General features: G+C 68.2%; 17 protein-coding genes. 5 read left to right on the forward strand and 12 right to left on the reverse strand.

Annotated elements, in window-relative coordinates:
- The first annotated feature begins 34 nt into the window (after positions 1 to 34).
- Positions 35 to 2,782, forward strand: coding sequence for a tetratricopeptide repeat protein (locus ACFUNE_RS33595; RefSeq protein ID WP_383575906.1), 2,748 nt, complete (start codon positions 35 to 37; stop codon positions 2,780 to 2,782).
- 370 nt (positions 2,783 to 3,152) lie between these two features.
- On the opposite strand, the gene ACFUNE_RS33600 is transcribed toward ACFUNE_RS33595, so the two are convergent.
- Together ACFUNE_RS33600 and ACFUNE_RS33605 are read right to left on the reverse strand one after the other, a co-directional pair.
- Positions 3,153 to 4,211, reverse strand: a complete 1,059-nt coding sequence (locus ACFUNE_RS33600) for a hypothetical protein (RefSeq protein WP_383575909.1) — start codon at positions 4,209 to 4,211, stop codon at positions 3,153 to 3,155.
- 336 nt (positions 4,212 to 4,547) lie between these two features.
- The gene (locus ACFUNE_RS33605) at positions 4,548 to 6,146 is read right to left on the reverse strand and encodes a hypothetical protein (RefSeq protein ID WP_383575912.1); all 1,599 of its coding nucleotides are present in this window, start codon (positions 6,144 to 6,146) and stop codon (positions 4,548 to 4,550) included.
- Between the two features lie 209 nt (positions 6,147 to 6,355).
- On the opposite strand from ACFUNE_RS33605, the gene ACFUNE_RS33610 reads away from it, so the two are divergent.
- Positions 6,356 to 6,535: a hypothetical protein gene (locus ACFUNE_RS33610; protein WP_383575915.1), complete on the forward strand. Its 180-nt coding sequence runs from the start codon at positions 6,356 to 6,358 to the stop codon at positions 6,533 to 6,535.
- 691 nt (positions 6,536 to 7,226) lie between these two features.
- On the opposite strand, the gene ACFUNE_RS33615 is transcribed toward ACFUNE_RS33610, so the two are convergent.
- From ACFUNE_RS33615 to ACFUNE_RS33635, 5 genes are all read right to left on the reverse strand, one after another.
- Positions 7,227 to 7,835 carry a hypothetical protein gene (locus tag ACFUNE_RS33615; protein WP_383575918.1) on the reverse strand — a complete coding sequence of 203 codons (609 nt, stop codon included), beginning with the start codon at positions 7,833 to 7,835 and terminating at the stop codon, positions 7,227 to 7,229.
- Entirely contained in the window at positions 7,832 to 9,079 is a 1,248-nt protein-coding gene (locus ACFUNE_RS33620) for a hypothetical protein (RefSeq protein ID WP_383575920.1), read from the reverse strand. Before ACFUNE_RS33620 ends, ACFUNE_RS33615 begins: the two co-directional genes overlap by 4 nt.
- A 3-nt stretch (positions 9,080 to 9,082) precedes the next feature.
- On the reverse strand, positions 9,083 to 9,757 hold the full coding sequence (locus tag ACFUNE_RS33625; protein WP_383575923.1) for an ATP-binding cassette domain-containing protein: 675 nt from the start codon (positions 9,755 to 9,757) through the stop codon (positions 9,083 to 9,085).
- A gap of 159 nt (positions 9,758 to 9,916) precedes the next feature.
- A complete protein-coding gene (locus ACFUNE_RS33630; protein ID WP_383575926.1) occupies positions 9,917 to 10,324 on the reverse strand; it encodes a hypothetical protein in 408 nt (135 codons plus the stop codon).
- Positions 10,325 to 11,221: 897 nt separating this feature from the next.
- Positions 11,222 to 11,395 (reverse strand): hypothetical protein, encoded by a 174-nt coding sequence (locus tag ACFUNE_RS33635; RefSeq protein ID WP_383575928.1) that lies wholly within the window; start codon positions 11,393 to 11,395, stop codon positions 11,222 to 11,224.
- A 147-nt stretch (positions 11,396 to 11,542) separates the two neighbouring features.
- Between ACFUNE_RS33635 and ACFUNE_RS33640 the strand changes: the two genes are divergently transcribed.
- Complete coding sequence (locus tag ACFUNE_RS33640) at positions 11,543 to 12,589, forward strand: hypothetical protein (RefSeq protein WP_383575931.1); 1,047 nt, start codon at positions 11,543 to 11,545, stop codon at positions 12,587 to 12,589.
- A 152-nt stretch (positions 12,590 to 12,741) separates the two neighbouring features.
- On the opposite strand, the gene ACFUNE_RS33645 is transcribed toward ACFUNE_RS33640, so the two are convergent.
- The gene (locus ACFUNE_RS33645; RefSeq protein WP_383575933.1) at positions 12,742 to 13,041 is read right to left on the reverse strand and encodes a hypothetical protein; all 300 of its coding nucleotides are present in this window, start codon (positions 13,039 to 13,041) and stop codon (positions 12,742 to 12,744) included.
- A gap of 456 nt (positions 13,042 to 13,497) precedes the next feature.
- Between ACFUNE_RS33645 and ACFUNE_RS33650 the strand changes: the two genes are divergently transcribed.
- Complete coding sequence (locus ACFUNE_RS33650; protein ID WP_383575936.1) at positions 13,498 to 14,079, forward strand: snapalysin family zinc-dependent metalloprotease; 582 nt, start codon at positions 13,498 to 13,500, stop codon at positions 14,077 to 14,079.
- 71 nt (positions 14,080 to 14,150) lie between these two features.
- Here the strand turns inward: ACFUNE_RS33650 and ACFUNE_RS33655 are convergent, their stop codons facing one another.
- The 3 genes from ACFUNE_RS33655 to ACFUNE_RS33665 are packed head-to-tail and all read right to left on the reverse strand — an operon-like array spanning position 14,151 to position 18,598.
- Positions 14,151 to 15,845 carry an alpha-amylase family protein gene (locus ACFUNE_RS33655; protein WP_383575939.1) on the reverse strand — a complete coding sequence of 565 codons (1,695 nt, stop codon included), beginning with the start codon at positions 15,843 to 15,845 and terminating at the stop codon, positions 14,151 to 14,153.
- Complete coding sequence (locus ACFUNE_RS33660; RefSeq protein WP_383575941.1) at positions 15,842 to 16,840, reverse strand: TIGR03885 family FMN-dependent LLM class oxidoreductase; 999 nt, start codon at positions 16,838 to 16,840, stop codon at positions 15,842 to 15,844. Before ACFUNE_RS33660 ends, ACFUNE_RS33655 begins: the two co-directional genes overlap by 4 nt.
- A gap of 57 nt (positions 16,841 to 16,897) precedes the next feature.
- A complete protein-coding gene (locus tag ACFUNE_RS33665; protein ID WP_383575944.1) occupies positions 16,898 to 18,598 on the reverse strand; it encodes an alpha-glucosidase in 1,701 nt (566 codons plus the stop codon).
- Between the two features lie 558 nt (positions 18,599 to 19,156).
- Between ACFUNE_RS33665 and ACFUNE_RS33670 the strand changes: the two genes are divergently transcribed.
- Positions 19,157 to 19,738, forward strand: a complete 582-nt coding sequence (locus tag ACFUNE_RS33670) for a hypothetical protein (RefSeq protein WP_383575946.1) — start codon at positions 19,157 to 19,159, stop codon at positions 19,736 to 19,738.
- A gap of 513 nt (positions 19,739 to 20,251) precedes the next feature.
- On the opposite strand, the gene ACFUNE_RS33675 is transcribed toward ACFUNE_RS33670, so the two are convergent.
- The gene (locus ACFUNE_RS33675) at positions 20,252 to 20,473 is read right to left on the reverse strand and encodes a hypothetical protein (RefSeq protein ID WP_383575949.1); all 222 of its coding nucleotides are present in this window, start codon (positions 20,471 to 20,473) and stop codon (positions 20,252 to 20,254) included.
- Positions 20,474 to 21,581: the final 1,108 nt, after the last annotated feature.

A 21,581-nucleotide genomic window follows, 5' to 3' on the forward strand; every position in this document is an offset into this window, starting at 1 on the left:
TTCGGCCGAACATCGCAGGTAGATTCCGGACCACATGGGTTGTGTCCGGGATGTCCCGGACGGTTTGGCGAGGGGGTGCGGGGTGCCGCAGGACGGAAAGCCGGGTCGTCGGTGGAAGGACCTGAGTCCGGCGACGAGCGCTGAAGCAGTCCGGCTTGCAACGTTCTTACGGGCCCGGGTGGATGAGTCCGGCCTGTCGTTGGAGGCCGTGGGCAAGCGGATCCAGTACTCGAAGTCGACCGTCAGCGAGAACCTCGGCGGCAGGATCCCCCCGCAGAAGTTCATCACCTCCTTGGTGGAGGCCACGGTCCGTGCCGACTTGAGGGAGCGGCGGCAAGCCGAGGCCGAGCAGTTGCGGCGTGCGGCTCTGAACCCTCCGAGGGGGGACGCGGGTTCCGGGCGGCGGGGGCACGGTGAGCGGCCGGGCATGGGGCACACGGCGTCAGCGGGTCTGCTCGACATCGCCGCGCTGCAGGCGAAGCACATCGAGACGTACGAGTCGTTGACCAAGGCGCTGTCCCAGCGCGATGAGCTGCGGGAGACCGCGGCGAAGTCGCAGCAGCTGGCCATGATCCTGTACGGGATGATCGGCACGCTGCAGGACCGGGTAACGCAGCTGACCGAGGACCGCGACCGTCTGGCGCAGTCGGCCGGCGAGCAGCTCGCCGCGGGTGCGCGGGCGGAAGAGACGGAGCGCAAGCTCGCTCGCGCTCTCGAGCAGAAGACGCGGGCCAACGGTGAGTTGGACCGGGCGAAGCAGAAGCAGCGTGAGGCAGAGAGTCTTTCCGCTCGCCTGCAAGAGAAGATCGACCGGCTCACCGGAGAGCTCAAGGACCTGCGGGCGCAAGGGGCCTCGGCCGACGATCCCCTGCCCGACGTGGTGTCCACGCCTGCCGCGGCGTCGGCGGATCCAGAGGATCCGGAGGGTGACGACATCGAGGCGGCGCTCGTGCGCGCGGAAGTCGTCAACGACACCGATGCCAGCGTCGTCGACCGGATCGCCACCGAACTCACCCGGGAGCAGGAACCGGATCCGCCCTCGGTGATTGTCCCGGACAATGCCTCTACCAGCCCGAACGTGGCGAACACGCTCTGGGAGGTGTTCCACACCGCAGCGCAGCGCTGCGGCAAGGCCGGAATGACCCATGAAGCGGTATCCCTGGCGAATCTCGCGGTCAGGAGGGCCGGTCGTGAGCTAGGTCCCGACCATGTCGAGGCTCTGACCACACGCGATACGCAGGCCTGGTGGATCGCAAGGGATGGTGATCCCGCCGCCGCCCGGGACCTCTACGCCACCCTCGTCCAGGACCGCACCCGTGTTCTGGGACCCGACCACCCCGAAACACTGGACGATCACGACGACCACGCCTGGTGCACCGGGCAGGCCGGAGACCCCGCCACCGCATGTCAGCTCTACGTGCCCGTCCTGAACTCCCTCACCCGTGTCCTCGGGGCCGAGCACAAGAACACGCTCAACGCCCGGGGATGGTGTGCCGAGTACACCGGCCAGGCAGGGGACCCGGGCCGCGCCCGTGACCTCTACGCGCAGCTGGCCAAGGACCGTGCCCGCGTTCAGGGGCCCGGTCACCCTGACACCCTCATCTCACGTCACCACCACGCGCAGTGGACAGGGAAGGCGGGGAGCGAAGCAGACGCGCGTGACCTCTACGCCAGCCTCGTCGAGGACCACACCCGCATTCTCGGACCTGATCACCGCGACACCCTCGCCAGTCGCGCTAGTCACGCCCACCGCACCGGTCAAGCCAACGGACCTGTGGCCGCACGCGATCTGTACGCCCAGCTCATCGGCGATTTCTCTCGCATCCTGGGGCCCGTCCACGCGGCAACTCTCACGGCACGCCACCACCACGCCCAATGGGTATCCCTGGCCGGCAATCCTGCCACTGCGCGCGACCTCTACGCCCAGATCATCGAGGACCGCACCAGCGTCCTGGGGCCAGAGCACCCCGACACCCTCACTACACGCCACAACCACGCCCACTGCGTCGGCAAGGCCGGCGACCCGGCCGGCGCCCGCGACCTCTATGTCCCGATCAGCCATGCACGCGCCCGCGTCCTTGGACCCAACCACGCCAGCACCCTCGCCACCCGTCATAACCACGCCCACTGCGCCGGCCAGGCCGGGGACCCCGCCGCTGCCTGGGCCTCCTACGCCCTGATCACGGACACCCGCGCGGCGACGCTCGGCCCCGACGCACCCCTCACCCTCCTGACTCAATCGCTGACCGCGAACTGGATGAGGGAGGCCGGTGATCCCGCTACCGCGCGCGCCCTCACCGCTCAGCTCATCGAGGACCGCACCTGCGTCCTGGGGCCCGACCACCCCGACACCCTCAACACACGCGACCACCACGCCCGGTGCACCGACGAGGCGGGTGACCCCGCCAAGGCCCGCGACCTCTACGCCCAGCTCATCGAGGACCGCACCCGCATCCTCGGAAAGGACCACCCCAGAACCCTCATCACACGCCACCACCACGCCCAGAGCACCGGAAACGCCGACGACCCGACCACGGCATGCAGCCTCTGCTCCCAGCTCATCGAGGACCGCACCCGCATCCTTGGGCCCGACCACCCCGAAACTCTCGCTACACGCCACAACCACGCCCAGTGGACCGGCAAGACCGGATACCCCGTCACGGCAAGAAACCTGTCGGCCGAGGTAGCGGCAGACCGTGCCCGCATCCTCGGCTCCGAACACTCCAGCACCCTCCGTAGCCGCAAAGCGCAGCTCCACTGGAGCCGCCAAGCCGGAGACTAAAGTCCCGCGCCCATCACGAGAGCGGAGACGGCCTATGCGGAGGCGGTACCGCTCGCAGGAGCTCCCACAGCGGACGTGAGCCTGCTGCCCTCGAGCAGGCGCAGCGGCCCGAGGACGACCCGCAGAAGCTGTTCACCGAGCTGTGCCTGCACGGGCTGAAGGCACAGCTGTGTGACGACGTCGCCTCGATGGAAAGCTACCTACCGCGGCAGGTCGCCGCGATGGCCCGCAAGGTGCCCAAAGCTCTCGAAGTTCCGGAGCTGGCCGCGACGTAACGCCGGAGCCGCGTAGTCGTTGGACAGCGCGAACCGTACCGGGCCCCGGGGATGTCATGGTTGATCCCCCGGGGCCCGTGGTGTTGCTGGACGAGCTACTGGACCAGTGCGGCTAGGGCCTGCTCGGCCATCTGAATGCCCTGGGTTGCCGCCATGGTGGTGGCGCCCTCCAGGAGCTTGTCCTTGAGCTGGGTGGCGAACTGGCGGAGGCGGCCCGGCTCCGGGTTCTCGGAGGTCGCCTCTTCGTGGAGGTCCTGGGCGACGCCCTCCAGCTCCGCGCGGTCCTCATCGGGCAGGCCCAAGATGGGACTGACCTGGCCGATGTACCCGGCGAGCTGAACGAACAGCGTCGGGTCGATGCCGTCGGTGTTGTTCTGGGTGAAGTGCTGCTGCTCGCCGATGATGATGCCCTTGGCGTTCGGCAGATAGTTGTAGTACGTGGTGCCGGTGCGGGGCTGGTTGACGTGGTCCTGCACGCTTCCTCCTGCCAGGGCGCAGCTCGTGCCCTGAGGTGTGATGGCGACCGTGGTCGGGTCGGTGGCGCTGTAGTCGATGAGGTTGTGCTCTGCCAGGTAGGCGAGCGCTTGGTGCAGATCGGTTTCGCTGATCTCCGTTCCAGCGAAGTAGGAGCTGGAGCTCGCAAGGAAAAGAGCCGGGTTGACGGGCGTCTGGTCGCTGGCGGCGTCGAAGAGCCATCGCAGCAAGGCATCCCTCGTGTGGCGGATGCGAGCGGCGCGGTCCTTCTGCAGGTCCCTCAGTTGGAGTGCGGCGACGCGGCCAGCGTCAGTGAGACGGACATGAGACCTGGGCCCCATGGAGCGGAGGATCTCCACCAGGCCGTGCTGGTCGAGCTGGAGAGCCAGGATGACCGGGTCCTCGTCCTCCAGCCGGAGCTCCTCAGGGAAGGCTGCGACGTCGATGTACCCCGACGGCTTCTGCTTCTGGCAGCCGTCCAGCCACAGCAGCAGCCGGGCCAGATAGCCGTGGCCCTCGGTCACCTCGCCGCCAGAGACCCCGTTAGCGGTGGCACCGATCTGGGCGGAGACACGAGGAGGGTTCCGACGTTGAGCGCGCTCCAGGCTCTTGTTGGTCTCCTTGACGATGTTCCTCGCCCACTTGTCGATCTCACGCTTGTCGATTCCGCTGCGGGCCACGTGCCCTCCTGTCTCAGGTACCTCAGGCCAGGGTACGGAGCGGGTCCGACAGCGCGCCTTTGTTTCACAGTGCGCAGTAGGGGGTCCGCCGTGCGGGCGGGCACCCCAACATCGGCCACGGCGCCCTCGGACGGCGCGTCCTCGGCAGACGATCTTGAGCGCCAGATGTCTGGTCACGCGGGCTTCGTCCTCCTGTGAGAAACGGCTTCTCAAGGCCTGACCACCGAACATGCAGGAGGAACTCGATGGCAGCAGCGTTGGCGCGGCAGGACTGAGCGTCTTGCCACCGGGCTGAGCCGGAGCCGAGGCTCGCGACAAGACAATCCTGGCGATCCATCAGCGTGTGTGCAGTGATGACTGAATGAGATCGCCCAGGTCTTGGAGGTAAGGCAGCGGGTCGAAAAGCAGATCACCGCTGGCGTATGCGCCGAGCATGGCCAGCGCCAGAAAGACGGTGTAGCGGTCGGTCTTGCGGACCAGACCATAAACGCGCCGGTGCCGGCGCAACAGAAGGGTGTATCCCCACAGAGCTGTTGCGCCCACCAGGAACGTGCCGAGCACGTACACGGGCGCCTGCCACGACCGTCCCGTGACCGCCGCCTCCAGGTAGGCCCCTCCCACGCCAAGACTGTAAAAAAGCGCGAGGAGCGTCAGGGCCGGCAGCACGACAATCGGGAGGGTGGTCAGCGCGGTCCGGGGAGGAGGCCTGCGGTTGCTGAGTTCCTGGATCTGCCTTTCCTGCTCGCCAAGCTTGTCAGCTTGTTCGGTGCGTTCCTTCTCATGTGCGGCCAGCTGCTCGGTACTCGCCGCATCGGTCTGGTCACGGGCGTGTTCCAGGTCCTGCAACTGACTGCGCAGAGCCTCCATCTCGGCTGCGCGCTGTTCATAGAGCCCCGTCAGGAGGTAGTGCTCGCCGGTCAGCACGCTGTGCTTCTGCTTGAGGGCGGACAGCTGCGAGGTGAGCGTCACGTGCTCGGTGCTGAGGTCCTGCAACCGGGACAGGGCTTCGGCTCTCTCCTGGGTGAGCATGTCCGCGCTCCGGACGCGCCACTGCAGGTTACCGATCTCATCCCGCAGGACCCCGTTGTCGGTGCGCTCCGCGAGAAGCAGCGTGATGCGGGATTCGAGCTCTTCGATCGTCTCCGCGGCCTCAGCCGCTGCCGCGGCCGCGTTCTGGTCGTCCGCGTCGGAAGCCTCAAGCTGCAGGACGGCTTCCTCCTCGAGGATCCGCAGTCTCTCCCCGGCTTCGCGGGCCTGGCCGAGAGCTTGGTCGCGGGCGCGCTCGGCATCACTGAGGCTGTGCAGCGTCGTGTCGTTGGACGCCTTGAGTTCCTCACGCTCCCTGATCAGCTGTGCGATCTCGGCCTGCAGGTGCTCGCGTTCGTTGTGGTTCTGTATCGCCTCATGGCTCAGCGCATCGGCCAACTCGGTGACCCGCCGGTTCAGGTCCGTGATGTCGCGCTCCCGCTCCTGGACATCACGCTCGAGCGACTCCACGAAGCTGGAGAGAGTAGAGATCTTCTGCCTAGCGGCCTTCACCGAGCTGCGCAGCTGATGCTTCTCGTACTCGTGCCGGCTGGAGACCTGCAGGGCCGCTTCCCACAGCGCCCAGGTGTGGGCGGTCAGCTCCGGGGCCAGCTGTGAGAGCTGGTTCTCCAGGAGAGTGCTCACCACCGGTTCGCCGGGCATCGTGCGGCCGTTGCGCCAGCGGGACATCGTCGAGGTCGCCAGGTCATGGCGCTTGCAGTAGGCACGGGCGGACAGCCCCGTGTTCTCCACCAGTTCCCGCAGACGCACGACCCAGGCCCGCACCTCCGGTTTCAGCCCGCCAGGCAGGCTGTCGGCCCCCGCCGTCTCTGACGAAGCAGTGCCCTGCCCTACGAGATCCGTCGTCATCCGTCTCGCCGGCACCCGCCCCGAAGAAATCTCGTCCACGCCCCACCTGCCCGTCGGTCGCCGAGCACCAGGCCCTGTGACCCAGCCCCTGAAACATCTCCCGCACCACCCCGTGGAACACCTCTGACCTGCAAAAACCTGAGGTGACCCAGTTCCCGGCACGGCCCCGGAAACGCCCAGTCTGTTCCCCAACAAGACCGTCCGAGCCGAAAACGGGAGAAACGATGCTCGAGCTACTCACAACCGCAGTGGAGACAGCAGGAATCACGAGCATCGTCGCCCTCGCGCTGTATGTCCTGCGCTTCCTGCTCATCTACCTGGGAGTCATGCTCCCCGCCGTCTGGTCCCGCCACCAGGCCCGCCGAGACGCCGCGACCAGCCTCCTGAACGAAGTCATCGACCTCATCCGCCGCCACCGCGGCCCCTGACCACACCCCAGCCTTGGCGGGCCAGCACCCCGTGCTCCCCCGCCAAGGCCGAACCCGGCAACCGACTCACACCACGAAGAGAGGAGGGCGCCTCCGTGGGCCGGGGGGAGCACCGCCACCCGCATCCGTTGAGAGCGCGCCGCTGTCTTCTCGCCAGGTTCGGCAATCGAGTCCAGGTGCACTGCTGCGGAAGCCATCCTGGGCTCATGGAGGACTTCGAGTTCAACTGCTGGAGATGCTGGGAGACCAACGTCATCCAGGGCCGGCCCAAAGGATTCTGGACCACCACGCACTACGAAGTACCCAGCGAATGGGACTGCTGGTCATGCGGCGCCAGCAACAGCACCCCCGACGACTGACTCCAACGATCACCGGCCGCGCACCCGACCTCCCCGCTTGCACTGCGCAAAGTGCGCACCCACTCGGTGCGCTTTGAAGGGCACCGTGGGGACATTGCGCGGATCGCGCAGCCGGCCGCATACCGGATCCAGGTCACAGGAAGAACGCCTCAAGCGCGCCGGGCCGCCCGTCGCGACGCGCATCGACGCTCTGGCAGCGGAAATCAGGCGTGGAGCGTCTGATGCTCCAGGCGCTCCGCGACGTTCTATCCGCTGAGTATTCAGGCTTCCTTCATGGAGCCCGCGGGCGTCGTCCTTGCTGGCTCTTCGCGCCTCTGTTGCGGCATGGCCGGTCAGGCTGCTGCCGGTCGCGACGCAGCGCGTCGAGGCGCAAGAAGTGTCGTTGCCGCGGTTCCTGCGGTGAGCAGGAGCAGGGAGGCTGTGGCGGCGATAGGGGAGCTCGCTTCGTGCAGTGGCCAGGTCCAGGGGAAGGGGCGTCCTCCTGGACCGAGGCCGATGAGTGCACAGACAACGGGCACAAGGGCGACGGTCAGGGGGCCGTACACTTGGCCGGCGAGATATTGGACGATGAGCCCGGTGCCCAGGTATCCGAGGAGATTCCTGGCCGCGGCGAGGGACATGGGTGAGTCCGCCGCGTAGGCGGCGCCAAGGCCGAGGATGGTGGCCAGCAGGGCAGCTGCTGTCAGCACGCCGGCCTGATATCGGGCTACGGGGCGGACTGCGGTGGTGTCGTAGAGGCGTGGAACCCGGTTGAGCGCGTAGAGAGTGAAGGCTGCGGGGATGGCGGGTAGTACGAGGGCGATGGGGATTCCCGCGCTCATCCCGGCAAGCAGGGAGGGGATCGGCAGGGCGGAGCCGCCCAGGAGTGGTACCAGCAGCATGGTGACGATGAGCACTGCTGTGGTGAGGGGTGTGGCGTGTGCGCGGTGCCACCAGTTCACGATGTGGCTGCCTTGGTGTAGGAGGCGGGTGCCAGGTCGGGCAGGACTTTGCAGTCGTGGACGGAGCGCATGTTGCGTTCGTACCAGGCGTGCTGGGCTTGTGTGGGTAGGGAACGGATCTGTTCGGCGAGGGTGATGGCTTCGTGGGGCCAGCGCTGGGCAAGGTCGCTCTTGGGGACGCCGCCGGTGAGGGAGAGCCAGGCGTATATGGCGATCATGGCTTCGTCGCCGGGGTAGGCGGCGCCTTGGCGAAGGGCGCACGGGGGTGCTTCGTTGGGCAGTGGGCTTGTGGCGATGTTCGAGGCGACATTGGTCTTGCCGGGCTGGGGGTCTCCGAACTCGACCTGCCGGGCTGGGGTGACGCCGACGGCTGCCAGTTGGGCGGTGGTTTCCTCGGCCCAGTGGCTGATGTCTGCTCGTCGGGTGTTCTGCTCAGGCCACAGGCAGATCTGCGGTGTCTGTCCTGTACAGGTGCGCAGGGCGGTGTCGCGGGCCTGGGTGCCCTGGAAGTCCAGAGGAACGGCCAGGGTGAGCGCCACAGCGGTGGCCACGGTGAACCCGGTCAGGGACAGCAGGGGGCGCCAGAGGCGGTGGCGGAGCGCTGAGCTGAGGACGACGGCCGCCACGATCGCGAGGGAGAAGGTGGCGGTGGCTGCCAGGCTGCGGATGGAGGGTTCCTGGTCCAGCCCGCAGCACTCGGTGACGCCTTGTCCGTTGAGGTGGCGCAGCCAGGGCAGACCCCCCAGAGCAGCCGGCCAGAATCCCCAGAGGTATCCGAGGATCAGCATGGTGGCGGCGCCGAGGAGTTTCGGCATGCGGGCGCCGGCGAACCAGCCCAGAGCGATGTGGGCCAGGATCACGCTGTAGGAGACGGCAAGGATCGTCGGGTTCGGGAAACCGGGGGTGGAGGCCACCGATGTCACGATGACGGCGAAGGGGGCGATCATCGCGATCAGGCCGAGTACGGCGACGGGGCCGAGGTGCAGGACCGCCACGCTGAGCAACCCGCGGGCCGGGGCCAGCACCGTGATCCCGCCCTGTTTGAGCCGGGCTGCTTCCCATGCCGCTCCCGCCCCGCACGCGGCGCTGATGAAGCCGACGACGATGGTGGTCTGGGAGCTGATGGAAGGCCAGTAGGCGATGGTGGACTCGGTGTTCTGGGCGCTGAACCACACCAGTACGGGAACCAGGACCAGGGCAGCCCATGCTGCGGGGCCCGAGCGCAGAAGTGTCGAGATACGCACGGTTCAGAGCTCCCCTCGGACCAGGCCGCGGTACGCGCTCTCCGCACGCCGCTCGTACGGGGTACCGGCGGGGGCGGTGGAGAAGAAGTCACTCACCGGCCCTCGGAACACTGGCCGGCCCCGGTCGAAGACGATGACGGTCTCGTAGATGTCGGCGAGGTCCTCGGTCTGGTGCGTGGAAACGATGAAGTGCACCGAGCTGCTCAGTCCGGCGAGCAGGTCCCGGAAGACACCGCGCTGGACAGGGTCGAGTCCTGCGGTGGGCTCGTCCAGGAGAACCAACTCGGCCTGGTGCACCAGCGTCTGCGCGATACCCAGGCGGCGAAGTTGCCCGCCGGACAGTTCATGGCTCTTGCGCTGGCCCAGTTCCGTAAGGCGGACCCTGTCCAGCGCGGTGGCCGAGCGGTCCCAGGCCTCCCGCTTGGACAGGCCCTTCAGCCAGCCCACGTACGCTGCCTGCTCACGCACCGTCAGGGCCGGGATGGCCTTCACTTCCTGCGGCAGCCAGCCCACCTTCTGCCGGAAAGCCCGACGGTCCCGCCGCCGGACGCTGTCCAGGCGCCCCAGCGTGACGCGCCCCGACACGGGGTTCAGGGAAGACGCCCCCAGCGAGAGCAGTGTCGACTTCCCCGCCCCGTTCGGACCGAGGAGGACAGTGCAACCTTGCGGGAAGTCCATCGTCAGGCTGTCAAGCACAGGAGTGCCGGCCCGGTAGGCAAAGGAACAGTCCGTGTAGTGCAGTGGCACGCAAAACCCCAGGTGAGTGATGACTACAGGCCCAGACGACGTTGCGGGGTGTGTGGTTGCAACCACACACCCCGCAACGTCGCGAACCGGTCAGTAGCGCACAGTGACCGTGGAGACGCTGAGATAGGCGGACACGGAGTCCTGCCCGTTCAGGCTCGAGTAGTTGAAGTAGTACTTGCCGGCCGCCTTGTCGCCGAAGCTCGACGTGTCACAGTAGTTGTTGTCCCTGTTGACAACGGTGTCGGGCAGGCCGGAGCGCTCCTTCTTCAGCTGGAGCCCCGCGTAGGTGAACCGGCCGTTGTCCACGGAGCAGCCGGAGAACTTGACGCTGGTCGAGACACTGTCCGAGTTGCCGTCCGTCCAGTGGTTCGACTCCTTCCCCGGCAGCCACCCGCTGATGCTGCTGGTGTACCCGCCCTGCGCGAACGCCGGCGCGATTCCCAGCACTCCGACGACCGCGGTGCTCACCGCGACAGCTGCAATCCGAGACGTACGCATAGATCCCCCTCATCGCACCCAGCCAGTCAGCCCGGTGCATATCGATGTCGTTCGCAATCGCATCGTGACCGTAAGCCAACGCACTGCACCCACACCAGAAAGTTTGTTCGAGCGCGGCGCTCTCAACCGATACACGCTCCGTGACCGGACCCCAAGATCCCAGCGCGACAAAGATCAACCCACCCCCTCAGAATCCCCGCCCCGCCGGCGGCCGGCCTGACCGGCTTCCGCCTCCCTCGGACCGCTCCGCTTAGGAGCAGCCAAGCGGCCCGCAAGAGGCGCGCCAGCAGATACAGAGGTGACCGTTCGACGATGCGCAAGGGGCATGAGCTGCCTTCCGCCTCGCAGTCCACTCAGGGCACTGACACCCCATCAGCCACAGAAATGGGACTCCCATCCTCCACATGTCCCACTCCCCCACTGCCATGAACAGCAACTCTCAGTAGTCACTCCAGCATCACTCCGTTCCACGAAGTTGCCTGAAAACAGATCTGCGGTTGGCCGAGACCCTCGGCCTCGACCTGCGCATCTCTTCCGGGTTGCGACGTCACGTCGGTTGAACCCGACATCAAGGCCTGTCAGATCACCAGCCCCCATCGTCTGCGGTAACCCGCAATGTGCGACCGCGAGGGGCATCCGATGTGCGGCTGGGTGCCCCCGCCGAAGGCGGGCACGTCGGCCACGGCCATGTCCCCGCGCATCCATACGTACCGCGGCGGGTGGGGCCACACCTCTGCTCGACGGGCAGCGTCACACTCTCAGGCGGCAGGGACGGCACCGATGGGCTCGGCATGGCTCGCGTCGGTATCGGCTGTCCGACCGTGGTGAGTAGTGGAGCGCACGTGGAGAGCCACTCGGCTGGCGAAGCCTCCATACGTCGCGGTGTCGGCGACGGCACTAGCCCTGCGAGATGTCAGGCTGAGCGCTCTCTGCCGCAGGTGCCTCGTCTACGGACGGGCTGCGGTGGCGGATCCTCTTGACGAGAACCCCTCCACCGGCCAGCACCAGTGCGGCAACGAGGTTCCCGAGAACGTTGTGGAGCAGGAAGTCGTACAGGGCGAACTGGGGCATGGCCTACTCCCGGTGAATGTGGTGAAGCGGTGGAAGGCCCCAGTGTTGTAACTGATCTGATTGGCCGTGAGGCGTCACCTCAGAGGTGCAGGCGGAGGGACGTGAGGCCCGGACAAAGGCAGGTCTGGGCGGGACAACGGGGGCAGCATGGGCGGGCCGGGACGACAGCGGGAATTCAAGGGCGGGGCGAAGGCCAATGAGTTGGCCGGTTACCTGTGTGCGCTTGGTGATCGCAACGCGCTCAAGACCGCAACGTGGCCGGAGCGTTTCCCGGGCAGTGCGAGCGCCTCGACGTGGGCCTTGTTCCTGAACGGTTCGAAGCTCATACCGAGGAAGCTTCTCGGGGAGGTGCTCGAGGAGCTGATCAGTGACCGTCGAGTACTGGCGAGGGCCACGGTCGACGCGTTACAGCTGTGGAAGGAAGCGGAGGCGGAGGCCCGACGGGAGCGATCGGCATCGGATGGTGGGGAGCTCGTTGGTCTGCATCGTCGACTGAGTAACGCGCTGGAAGGCCAGGCCCGGGCGCAGGCGAAGGCGAGCAAGTCGGCGAACCTGGTCAGTCTGCTGATCCCGATGGCGGCACTGATGCAGGAGAAAGTCCAGGCGCTGACCGCGGAATGGCAGCGTGCCCACGAGCTGCGCCGGGCCGAAGCGCAGGTTCAGTTGGAGAGGGCGCGTCGCCGGCTCGAGCGGACCGAGACCGAGCTGGACAAGGCTAAGCGGCGCCGGTACACGGCTGAGCAGGCGCAGCAGGCGTTGGCACGGGATGCTCTGCAAGCGCGGCGGGAAATTGAGGAGCTGCAGCAGAGGGTTGGGCTGCTCGCCGGTTCTGAGGAGCCTGTCGCTCTGGTGTCTGTGGTCCAGGAGCCGTCGATGGAGGATATCGATGATGAGCTGGACACTCGCCCAGGCCCAGGCCCATCCCACCTCGAAGGCCGCCCCCTCCCCGCCCTGCCCCCCGGAGAACACCCCGACGACCTCCTCAACGACGAGGAAGCCGCCGCCCTGCTCGGTGTCGCGCCGAGCACCGTCCGCGCCTACGCGACCCAGGGCTACCACCCGGCAGGCACGACCGTCTACAGCCTCCGGGTATGGGCCCGCCGCGACGTCGAGGAGCGCCGCAGCGCCCCTCCCCGGCAGGGAATGGGGGGCGGACGGCCCCCGGGTGAGGGGAAGGGGCCCCGTAAGGACTAGGCCGGAGACTGGTATGCCCAAGCCCTGCGGCACCTGTTCGACCGCATGCTCGGCCAGCTCCGGCACTGCCTCCAGAAGTGGGTGGCCTTCGACGCGTCCGTCGCCCTCCCCGTAGGGCAGGAAGACGCTGCGGGGTGACCGGGGGTGGGGTGTTACTCCTCTGACAAAGCCATGACCAGACCTGAGCTGACGGGACGCTCGTCGTTGACGAGAATGAGCCGGTTCCCGGCCCAGGTGTCGAGCCGGTCGCACGCCCAAGCGGGGTCATACGCTGCCGTGGGCAGCTGGGGTATGCGCCTTCGGCCGGTGTCGTCGAGCTGGTAGGGCACCTCGAAGGCCGCGTTCCAGCCGTCCAGGTTCGCGGTGAAGCGCTTTTCCGCTTCTGCTGGACTGATGCCCAGGTACTGGGCGATCTCCGTCCAGGAGCTGCCTCGCTCACGGTCGAACCACAACAGGCCCGGCCGAGAACTGCAACGGCACCACCGTCACGTACGAGCCCGCACCGTAGTCCTCCACCACACAGGAGACCTGCACAGGTCACGCCCCGCCCCCTCGGCAGACCATGCCGAGGGGGCGGGGCGTGGGGCTACGGCCAGGGTCAGGCGGTGGGTCAGGCGAGGCGGAACGAATCGTCCGTGCAGGGTAACGCCGCATCGTCGGGACTTCGTCGGGCGTGTGGCCGCACGGGCCGCCTTCACGTGTGGTCATGAGCGGCGTCTCACACAGCGCGAGTGGTCCGCACCGCTCCTTTCCGGCCCTCTCTTAATGACAGGGGCATGATAAGTGCGGAGCGATGGGCATAGTTCTGAGGCCCCCGGAGAACCTGCGCCCGGCCACTCCGCCTGTCGCGGCACCTCTCCGCTCTCGGTTCGGAGCGAGCCGAGTCCCCCACGAGTGAAGGGACAGCAATGCCGCACTCCTCATGGCTGAAGGCGGCCGGCGCCGCCTTCGCGGTCGCCCTGGCCACAGCAACAGCAGCCCACGCCGCACCCGCACCGGAGTTGACCGCAGTAACAAGCGTGGCTGCCGTGGTGACACTCCACTACGACGACAGCCGCGCAGGCGGCTGGGAAGCGGCGATCGCCGCCGGAGTCGCCTCGTGGAACCGGAACGTCAGCAACGTCAGGCTCGTCGAAGCCGCACCCGGCACCCGGGCAGAAATCCAGATCGTCGCCACCAGTGGCTGGCCTCAGGCAACACTCGGACCGGTGCGCCCGGGTGGCCAGGTGCGTGTCGAACTCGGCAGCCAGGCGGTGTCCCAGGGCTATGACAAGACCCGCATCGCCACTCACGAGATGGGGCACAGCCTGGGCCTGCCCGACACCAAGCCCGGCCCGTGCTCCCAGCTGATGTCAGGATCGGCCGCGGGCACCAGTTGCACGAACGCGGTTCCGAACGCGACTGAACGATCCCGCGTCGAGTCCGCCTACGCCGGTGGCCTCGCCTCGCTCGTTCCCGCCGACGGCCGCACTCTGGTCGACGCGCCTTAGCCGGCGGGACGACCATCGCGCGTGAGGTGTCCGGCCCACTTCGTGCGGCCGGACACCTCGCGCGCGTCGGATCACACCGCTGTCGCCCGATCCGGGTCGTCAAGGGGGGTGTTGACCCTCAGCCACCGGTAGCCGTACGGGTCCAGCGCGACATCGACGAGGCCGGCGGCCGCCGACTTGAGGGTGTCACCGGTGAAGACATCGGTGAGCAGCCGGCCGCCCCTCAGTCCCGGGACCTCGACGGAGGCGGTGACGGACCGCTCGGAGAAATTGTGCAGCACGAGCACCGCGCCGCCCTCCAGCGAACTGAGGTGGACCAGCACGCCCGGATCGTCCGCGTCGATGACCCGGTAGTCGCCCCAGGCCAGCTCGGGGGTCTCCCGGTAGCGTTCGATCAGCGTCCGCATCCGTCCCAGCGGCGAAGCCGGGTCGTGCGCCTGGTCGTGCGCGTTGACCTTGGTCGGGCCGAACGCACCCGTCACGACGGGATTGGGCAGCTCCACTCCCTCCCCCGCGGTGAAACCGCCACTCTTGTCGGGCGTCCACTGCATCGGGGTGCGGACAGCCTGCCGGCCCTCGGCGGCGAGGTTCTCGCCCATGCCGATCTCCTCGCCGTAGAACAGCACCGGTGTGCCGGGCAGGGAGAAGAGCAGGCTGTACGCCAGGTCCACGCGCCGCCGGTCGCCGTCGACCATCGGCGGCAGGCGGCGGCGCAGGCCCCGGTCGTAGAGCTGCATGTCCTTGTCGGGGCCGAAGGCGGCGAAGACCTCGGCGCGCTCGTCGTCGTCGAGTTTGTCGAGCGTGAGCTCGTCGTGGTTGCGGACGAACGTCGCCCAGTGCGCGTCGCGGGGCGCCGCGGGGCGCTCCCGGAGAGCCGCCGCCAGAGGGGCCGCCTCGCCCCGCGCCATCGACAGGTACATCTGCTGCATACCGATGAAGTCGAAGCACATGGTCAGCTCGTCACCGCGGGAGGACTCCGAGTCGCCGAAGAACTTCGCGGTGTCCGGGTAGGGCAGGTTCACCTCGCCCAGCAGCACCGCGTCACCGCTGCGACGTCCGAGGAAGGCCCGCAGGTCGGCGAGGTACTCGTGCGGGTCGGGCAGCTGGTCCGCGTCCTCCTGGCCGTCGGTCTCCAGCAGGAACGGCACCGCGTCGACCCGGAACCCCGACAGTCCGAGCTGCGTCCAGAAGCCCATGATGCGCGCTATCTCGTCACGGACCGCCGGGTTGGCGACGTTGAGGTCGGGCTGCTGCTTGTAGAACCGGTGCAGGTAGTACTGCTCGGTGGTCTCGTCGTACTCCCAGACGCTGTTCTCGACGTCGGGGAAGACCACACCCTCGGGGCCGTCCTCCGGCGGGCTGTCGCACCAGACGTACCAGTCGCGGTGCTTCGACGTGCGGCTGGAGCGGGCGTCCTGGAACCACGGATGGTGGTCGGAGGTGTGGTTGACGACCAGGTCGGCGATGACCCGGATGCCCCGGTCGCGGGCGGTGCGCACGAACTCGGTGAAGTCGCCCAGCGTGCCGAGCCGGGGATCGACGGCGTAGAAGTCGGTGATGTCGTAGCCGTCGTCGCGCTCCCGCGTCGGGTAGAACGGCATCAGCCACACGCAGGTGACGCCGAGGCGCACCAGGTGGTCGATCCGCTGGGTCAGGCCCGCGAAGTCGCCGGTGCCGTCGCCGTCGGAGTCCTGGTACGTCTCCACGTCCAGGCAGTAGACGACCGCGTTCTTCCACCACAGGTCGGAGGTGCGGGTCAGCCTCATCGAACACCCTCCGCGACCGCGGCCGGGGGCCGGGTGACATCCAGCTGCGGCAGCACCTTCGCGCCGAACGCGTCGATGAAGGCACTCTGCTCCTTGCCGACATGATGCAGCACGACGGCGTCGAAGCCGAGGTCGGCGTAGTCCTGGAGCCAGGCCGCGTGCCGGCCGAGATCGTCGGAGATGTTGACGGACTCCGCGACCCTGTCCGGGGAGACGTGCTCGCTGACGTTGTCGAACAGCTCGGCAGAGTCGAGGTCCCAGCTAGCCGGCGGCCCGTGCACGTTGGTACGCCACTGGTCGTGGGCGAGTTCCTGGGCGGTTTCCAGGTCGGCGGCCCAGCTGAGGTGCACCTGGAGGTGCAGCCGGCCGACGCCGCCCGCCGAACGGTAGGCGTCCACGATCCGGCGCAGTGTCTCGCGCGGCGCGTTCACCGTGATCAGGCCGTCCGCCCACTCCGCGCACCACCGCGCGGTCGCCTCGCTGCACGCGGCCCCCACCAACGGTGGCACCGTCTCCGGACGGGTCCACAACCTGGCCCGGTCCACGGTCACCAGCCCGTCGTGGCTCACCTCCTCGCCGCGCAGCAGCGCCCGGATGATGTCGACGCACTCGCGCAGCCTCGCGTTCCGGACGTCCTTACGCGGCCAACGGTCGCCGGTTATGTGCTCGTTGGACGCCTCACCGCTTCCCAGCGCCGCCCAGAAGCGGCCTGGGTACATCGCGGCGAGGCTGCCGATCGCCTGCGCGACGACCGCCGGATGGTAGCGCTGGCCCGGGGCGTTCACCACTCCGAAGGGGATCCTGTCGGTGGCCTGGAGCGCCGCGCCGAGCCAGGACCAGGCGAAGCCGGACTCACCCTGCCTGACGCTCCACGGTGAGAAGTGGTCCGAGCACATCGCGGCGGTGAAGCCCGCGCCTTCCGCGCGCACGACGGCTGCCAGCAGGTCGGCGGGAGGTACTTGTTCATGGGAGGCGTGGAATCCATAGACGGTCATGGGATCCGCGTACCCGGCACAAGAGGGATCATCGGTCGCCGTCCCCGCCCGCTAGGTTCAGTCGTCGCGCCGGTGCACCCGCGCCTCCCACGGGGCGAGCACCAGGCGGCCGGACCGCGGGGGGACCGACGGACCGTTGCCCATGACGAGTTCGGCGCCGTCCCATCCGGCGGGCATCACGGCGGAGGCCGTGTCGCCGGTGAAGTTCCCGACGACCAGGAGCACCGTGCGGCCGTACCGGCGGGTGAACGCGTAGATCCGCTCGTCGTCCGGCAGCAGCATCGTGAAGTCGCCGTGCACGACGGCCGGTTCCTGGTGCCGGAGGGCGATCAGCCGACGGTAGTGGTGGTAGACGGAGTCGGGATCCGCGAGGGCCGCTTCGGCGTTGACCTCGGTGTGGTCCGGGTTGACGGGGATCCACGGGGTGCCTGTGGTGAACCCCGCATGCGGGGACGCGTCCCACTGCATGGGTGTACGGGCGTTGTCGCGGCCCATCGCCCGTAGTCCCGGGAGGACGTCTTCGGGTTCCGCCCCCGCGCGCAGTGCCTCCGTGTAGTGGTTCAGGGACTCGATGTCCCTGAAGTCCTCGATTGTACGCAAGGGCGCGTTGGCCATGCCGAGTTCCTCGCCCTGGTAGACGTACGGCGTGCCCCGGTGCAGGTGGAGCACGGTCGCGAGCATCGTCGCGGACCGGGTCCGGTGGCTCGGTCGGTCGTCACCGAACCGGGAGACCACCCGGGGCTGGTCGTGGTTGTTCCAGTACAGGCTGTTCCACCCGACGTCGGCGAGGCCGGACTGCCAGCGGCCGAGCGAGGCCTTGAGGTCGGTGAGCCGCAGCGGGCGGGGATCGAACTTGCCCCGCCCGTGGTCGAGCCCCACGTGCTCGAACTGGAAGACCATGTCGAGCTCGGCACGCACCGGGTCGGTGAACAGGCGGGCCTGCTCGACCGTCACCCCGGGCATCTCCCCGACGGTCAGCAGCCGGCCCGGGTAGCGGGCGATCACCTCGCGGTGCATCTCCTGGAGGTAGTCGTGTATGCGGGGTCCGCAGACGAAGTAGGGCGAGCCGTCACCGTACGGCCCCTGTCCGTGCACCTCGCCGTCGGGCAGGGCGGGGTCCTTGGAGATGAGGTTGACGACGTCCATCCGGAAGCCGTCCACTCCCCGGTCCAGCCACCAGCGCATCATCGCGTACACGGCCCGACGCATCCGGGGGTTCTCCCAGTTGAGGTCGGGCTGCTTCGGCGAGAAGAGATGGAGGTAGTACGCGTCGCTCGCCGCGTCCAGCTCCCAGGCGGAACCGGAGAAGAAGGAGCCCCAGTTGTTGGGTTCGCGTCCCTCATGTGGCGGGCGCCACCAGTACCAGTCGCGCTTCGGGCTCGCCGGGTCGCGTGACTCCTGGAACCACGGATGCTCGTCGGAGGTGTGGTTGACGACCAGGTCCATGACGAGTTTCATCCCGCGCTCGTGCACGGCGCCCAGCAGCCGGTCGAAGGCCGCCAGGTCACCGAAGACGGGGTCGATGTCCTGGTAGTCGCTGATGTCGTACCCGTTGTCGGCCTGCGGGGACGGGTTGACGGGTGACAGCCAGAGCACGTCGACGCCGAGCCCGGACAGATGGTCCAGGCGTCCGGTGAGGCCGTCCAGGTCGCCGACGCCGTCACCGTCGGAGTCGGCGAAGCTGCGCGGATAGACCTGGTAGACCACCGCGGACCGCCACCACGCCTCCTCGGGGTGCTCCATGTCGTCGGCTGCCATCGGTGGACTCCTCTTGCCTGGGGTGGGGAATGTCAGTCTCCTTTCCCCGGGGGCTGAGGTCATACCGGTCAGGGCAGCACCGTCGGCCGGGCGCCCCGACTCCCCCGGGACGAACCGACCCGCTGGGACCCGTCCCCCGCACGCACCGGCCGGCGCCTTCTCGGTGCCGCCGACCGCGCCGCGTGCCCTTTCGTCGCGGGGTGCCCGCAGGCCACACGTGTTGCTCCGCACGGCCCCGCGGGCGCCGCTTGCTCGGGGAACGGGGCGGGGCATGAACGGGGGGCCACAATCGGCGGCCACGGTCTACGCGGCCGCACTCGTGGGGCACCCAAGCCGTGCAGGGACGGCGGCCCGGACCCAGGCCGCCCTCGCGTCGAACTGCTACGTGTGCCGTGCGGCGATGTCTCGGCACTTGAGCGGTGAGCGCCTGGCCGAGCGGTCCTTCGTGGCACGACTCCATGAGGCCTCGCCGACCAGGGCCATCCGCTGACCGCCGCGGAGTGCGAACGGCTGATCGAACTGTGCGGTGACACCCACCGGGCGAGCGGATCGCCCTCGGTGCAGCTCGCGCAGCTCCGTGAGGAACTCACCGAGCTCAAGCAGGCGCAGGACTTGAGCGGGAGACGGCTGGCAGCGGTCGAAGAAGAGGCCGCCGGCCTCTTTCAGGAGTTGTTCCAGGCACGTGAGCGAGCCCAGGCCTCGGAAAGCAGGGAAAGTGAACTGGCCGAGTTGGCCGCCCGCCAGCGCGACCAGCTCCGCCAGACGCAGAAGTACACCCGGCAGCCTGAAGCCGAACTCACCGAGCAGACCGAACAAGCAGCCATGCTGCTCCGGGAAGTCAGTGTGCTGCGTGCGCAGAACACGAAGCTGCTCGACAGCACGACTCCGGCGGTGTCGTTCATGGACACCAGCGTCGACGCCATCCTCGCCCAAGGCGCGGCCCGCCTCAAAGAGACGGCTGTGACCGGGGCTCCAGCGGCCCCGACAAGATCCCTGGTGCCGTCACTCCCGCCCGAACCTCCCCGACCGCTGCCAAGACCCCCGGCAAGAAGGACCGCCCCGCCGAACAATCCGCGCCAGCACCTTCTGCCCCTCCTGCTCAGGACACCGCGGCCCGGATCGTCGGCCGGTACGTCGTGATAGGCGTGCCCTCGCATGGACCTTCATCATGACGGGCGTCATTGGAGTCACCGCAGCAGCCGGGGTTGCCGATCCCGGGTCCCGCTTGCGCGATCTCATCTGGGCGGCGCCGCTCTGCTTCCTGGGGATGTTCCTCGGTGGGGTCATCGACTGCCTACCCACCCCGCTCCCCACGGAGAGATCCATCGCAGTGCTCCTCATTGGGTGCGTTCTCGCGATGGTTTCGGGAGTCGTCGTCCCGTTCTTCTGGGCTCCTTCCTTCCTCTTCTGGCCGAGCCAACAGATCGCTCAAGCCCTCGGCCTCCTCTGAACCACCACACCGGCAAGCCCAACCAACCGTGGCTGGGCTGGTACTGCAGCGCGTACGGCCAGCTACACCCCGCCCGCCCCGCGACTGGCCCGACGTCTCGCGTGGGGCCGGAGAGTAGAGCAAAGCGCAGCACCGCTCGCCTTCCTCAAGACCACGCCGCCGCGCATGGCCCTCGCTGCGCCTCCTTGCGGCCGACGCGCCTCTCACCGGCCAGCGCGCTGCGCAGCCGACCGCGCCGCGCCGCAGGCGGTGGCCCCGAGGACCAAGAGGGGCCGCAGCTCGACCACGTCGCGGTCGCTGTAGGCGATGCCGAGGATCTGGTGGCTCTGTCGATGACGAGGAGCAGCGCTTCTCTGGCAGTTCGGGAGGCGTTTCCCGCGTCGGATATCAATGGCTTCGGACAGCAGCTCGGTGTCGATCAGCAAGACGCCGACTGCTGCCCGTCCGAGGCCCGGGACAAAAGCGCTGGCTACGGGCGCAGGTGGCGGCCGTCGTCTCGCCGTTGCCGAGTGCCGGCGGGCGCCTCCCGTTCTCGGTGACGGGCGCAGTCATTCCTCCACCCTGCTCCCGGCCCTTGCCCGCTGCCACCACAGGGACCCTTCCCCTTCACCTCTACTGCCGGAGTCACAGGGCTGCGGGCGGTGGACCCAGGTCCGGCCTGGCCTGGGCGAAGAGGCCACCGGCCGCCGAATCCCCTCCACCAGTGGACGGGCGCGGGCAGGTGTAGCCCACGTCCTGCGCACAGCACACGAGGGCGGTTCGGAATAAGGACCGCCCTCGACCGTTTCCGCCCCCTGGTCTTGATTGGAAGCGCTATCCACTCGTGTGACGGAGGCTGAGAGCGACTCTCGTTATCGGCATGCGTGGTCTCGGTTCCGGCCGCAGTGCCGCGAGATGACCTAGCAGAAGGTGTATTTCGGATCAAAGACGTTGACGCGGGAGTCGTCGAGGATGGCAACAACTGCCGTCGGGTCCCCGTCGGCCAGGGAGTTTCCGAGCAGGGTGCCTTCGGCCGGGACGGATACGGGCAGACTGTCAGCTACCCGGTCAACTGTGGGCATGTCGCAGGGCCGGGGCAGATCGGCGCCGCCGCACTGATTGAGGGCGGAACCAACCGGGAGGCCAGCAAGGTTCCCGCCTACCGTGCCCGTCCCCTGGCGCGTGACCCCGTTCGCGCGCGCTCCAGTGTTTTGGTTGGCGCAGCTGGTGCCGAAGGCGGGTGAGAGGAAGTCCCCGACCCCGCCGGCAGTCGCAGGAGGTGCCGCGGTAAAGCCGGTCCCGACGGTCACGCCGACGAGCCCCAGAGCCGTGATAGTTCGCTTTCCGATCATGCTGACCCAACGATCATCCCTTTCCCAAGTAACCCCCGGAGTCCTTGTTTAGGCAGAAAACAACGGCAGCGAGCCCGCGCGGGGCGGGTGGCTTCTTCTCCCACGACGGTGGCGAGGCCGAGACGCAAGCGACGTGATCCTGTATCTCGCGCGCGATGGGTCGGTTCCAGAAGTCCCGCGAGCCCGCGACGGTAGCCGCGGA

It is taken from the genome of Streptomyces sp. NPDC057287 (genome assembly GCF_042667905.1).
GTDB lineage: Bacteria > Actinomycetota > Actinomycetes > Streptomycetales > Streptomycetaceae > Streptomyces.

Bases quoted from the DNA above. Each gene is read 5' to 3' on its own strand.
- ACFUNE_RS33630 (WP_383575926.1), bottom strand. From the start codon at position 10,324: ATGCGTACGTCTCGGATTGCAGCTGTCGCGGTGAGCACCGCGGTCGTC.
- ACFUNE_RS33650 (WP_383575936.1), top strand. From the start codon at position 13,498: ATGCCGCACTCCTCATGGCTGAAGGCGGCCGGCGCCGCCTTCGCGGTC.
- ACFUNE_RS33665 (WP_383575944.1), bottom strand. From the start codon at position 18,598: ATGGCAGCCGACGACATGGAGCACCCCGAGGAGGCGTGGTGGCGGTCC.
- ACFUNE_RS33625 (WP_383575923.1), bottom strand. From the start codon at position 9,757: ATGGACTTCCCGCAAGGTTGCACTGTCCTCCTCGGTCCGAACGGGGCG.
- ACFUNE_RS33640 (WP_383575931.1), top strand. From the start codon at position 11,543: ATGGGCGGGCCGGGACGACAGCGGGAATTCAAGGGCGGGGCGAAGGCC.
- ACFUNE_RS33635 (WP_383575928.1), bottom strand. From the start codon at position 11,395: ATGCCCCAGTTCGCCCTGTACGACTTCCTGCTCCACAACGTTCTCGGG.
- ACFUNE_RS33660 (WP_383575941.1), bottom strand. From the start codon at position 16,840: ATGACCGTCTATGGATTCCACGCCTCCCATGAACAAGTACCTCCCGCC.
- ACFUNE_RS33595 (WP_383575906.1), top strand. From the start codon at position 35: ATGGGTTGTGTCCGGGATGTCCCGGACGGTTTGGCGAGGGGGTGCGGG.
- ACFUNE_RS33655 (WP_383575939.1), bottom strand. From the start codon at position 15,845: ATGAGGCTGACCCGCACCTCCGACCTGTGGTGGAAGAACGCGGTCGTC.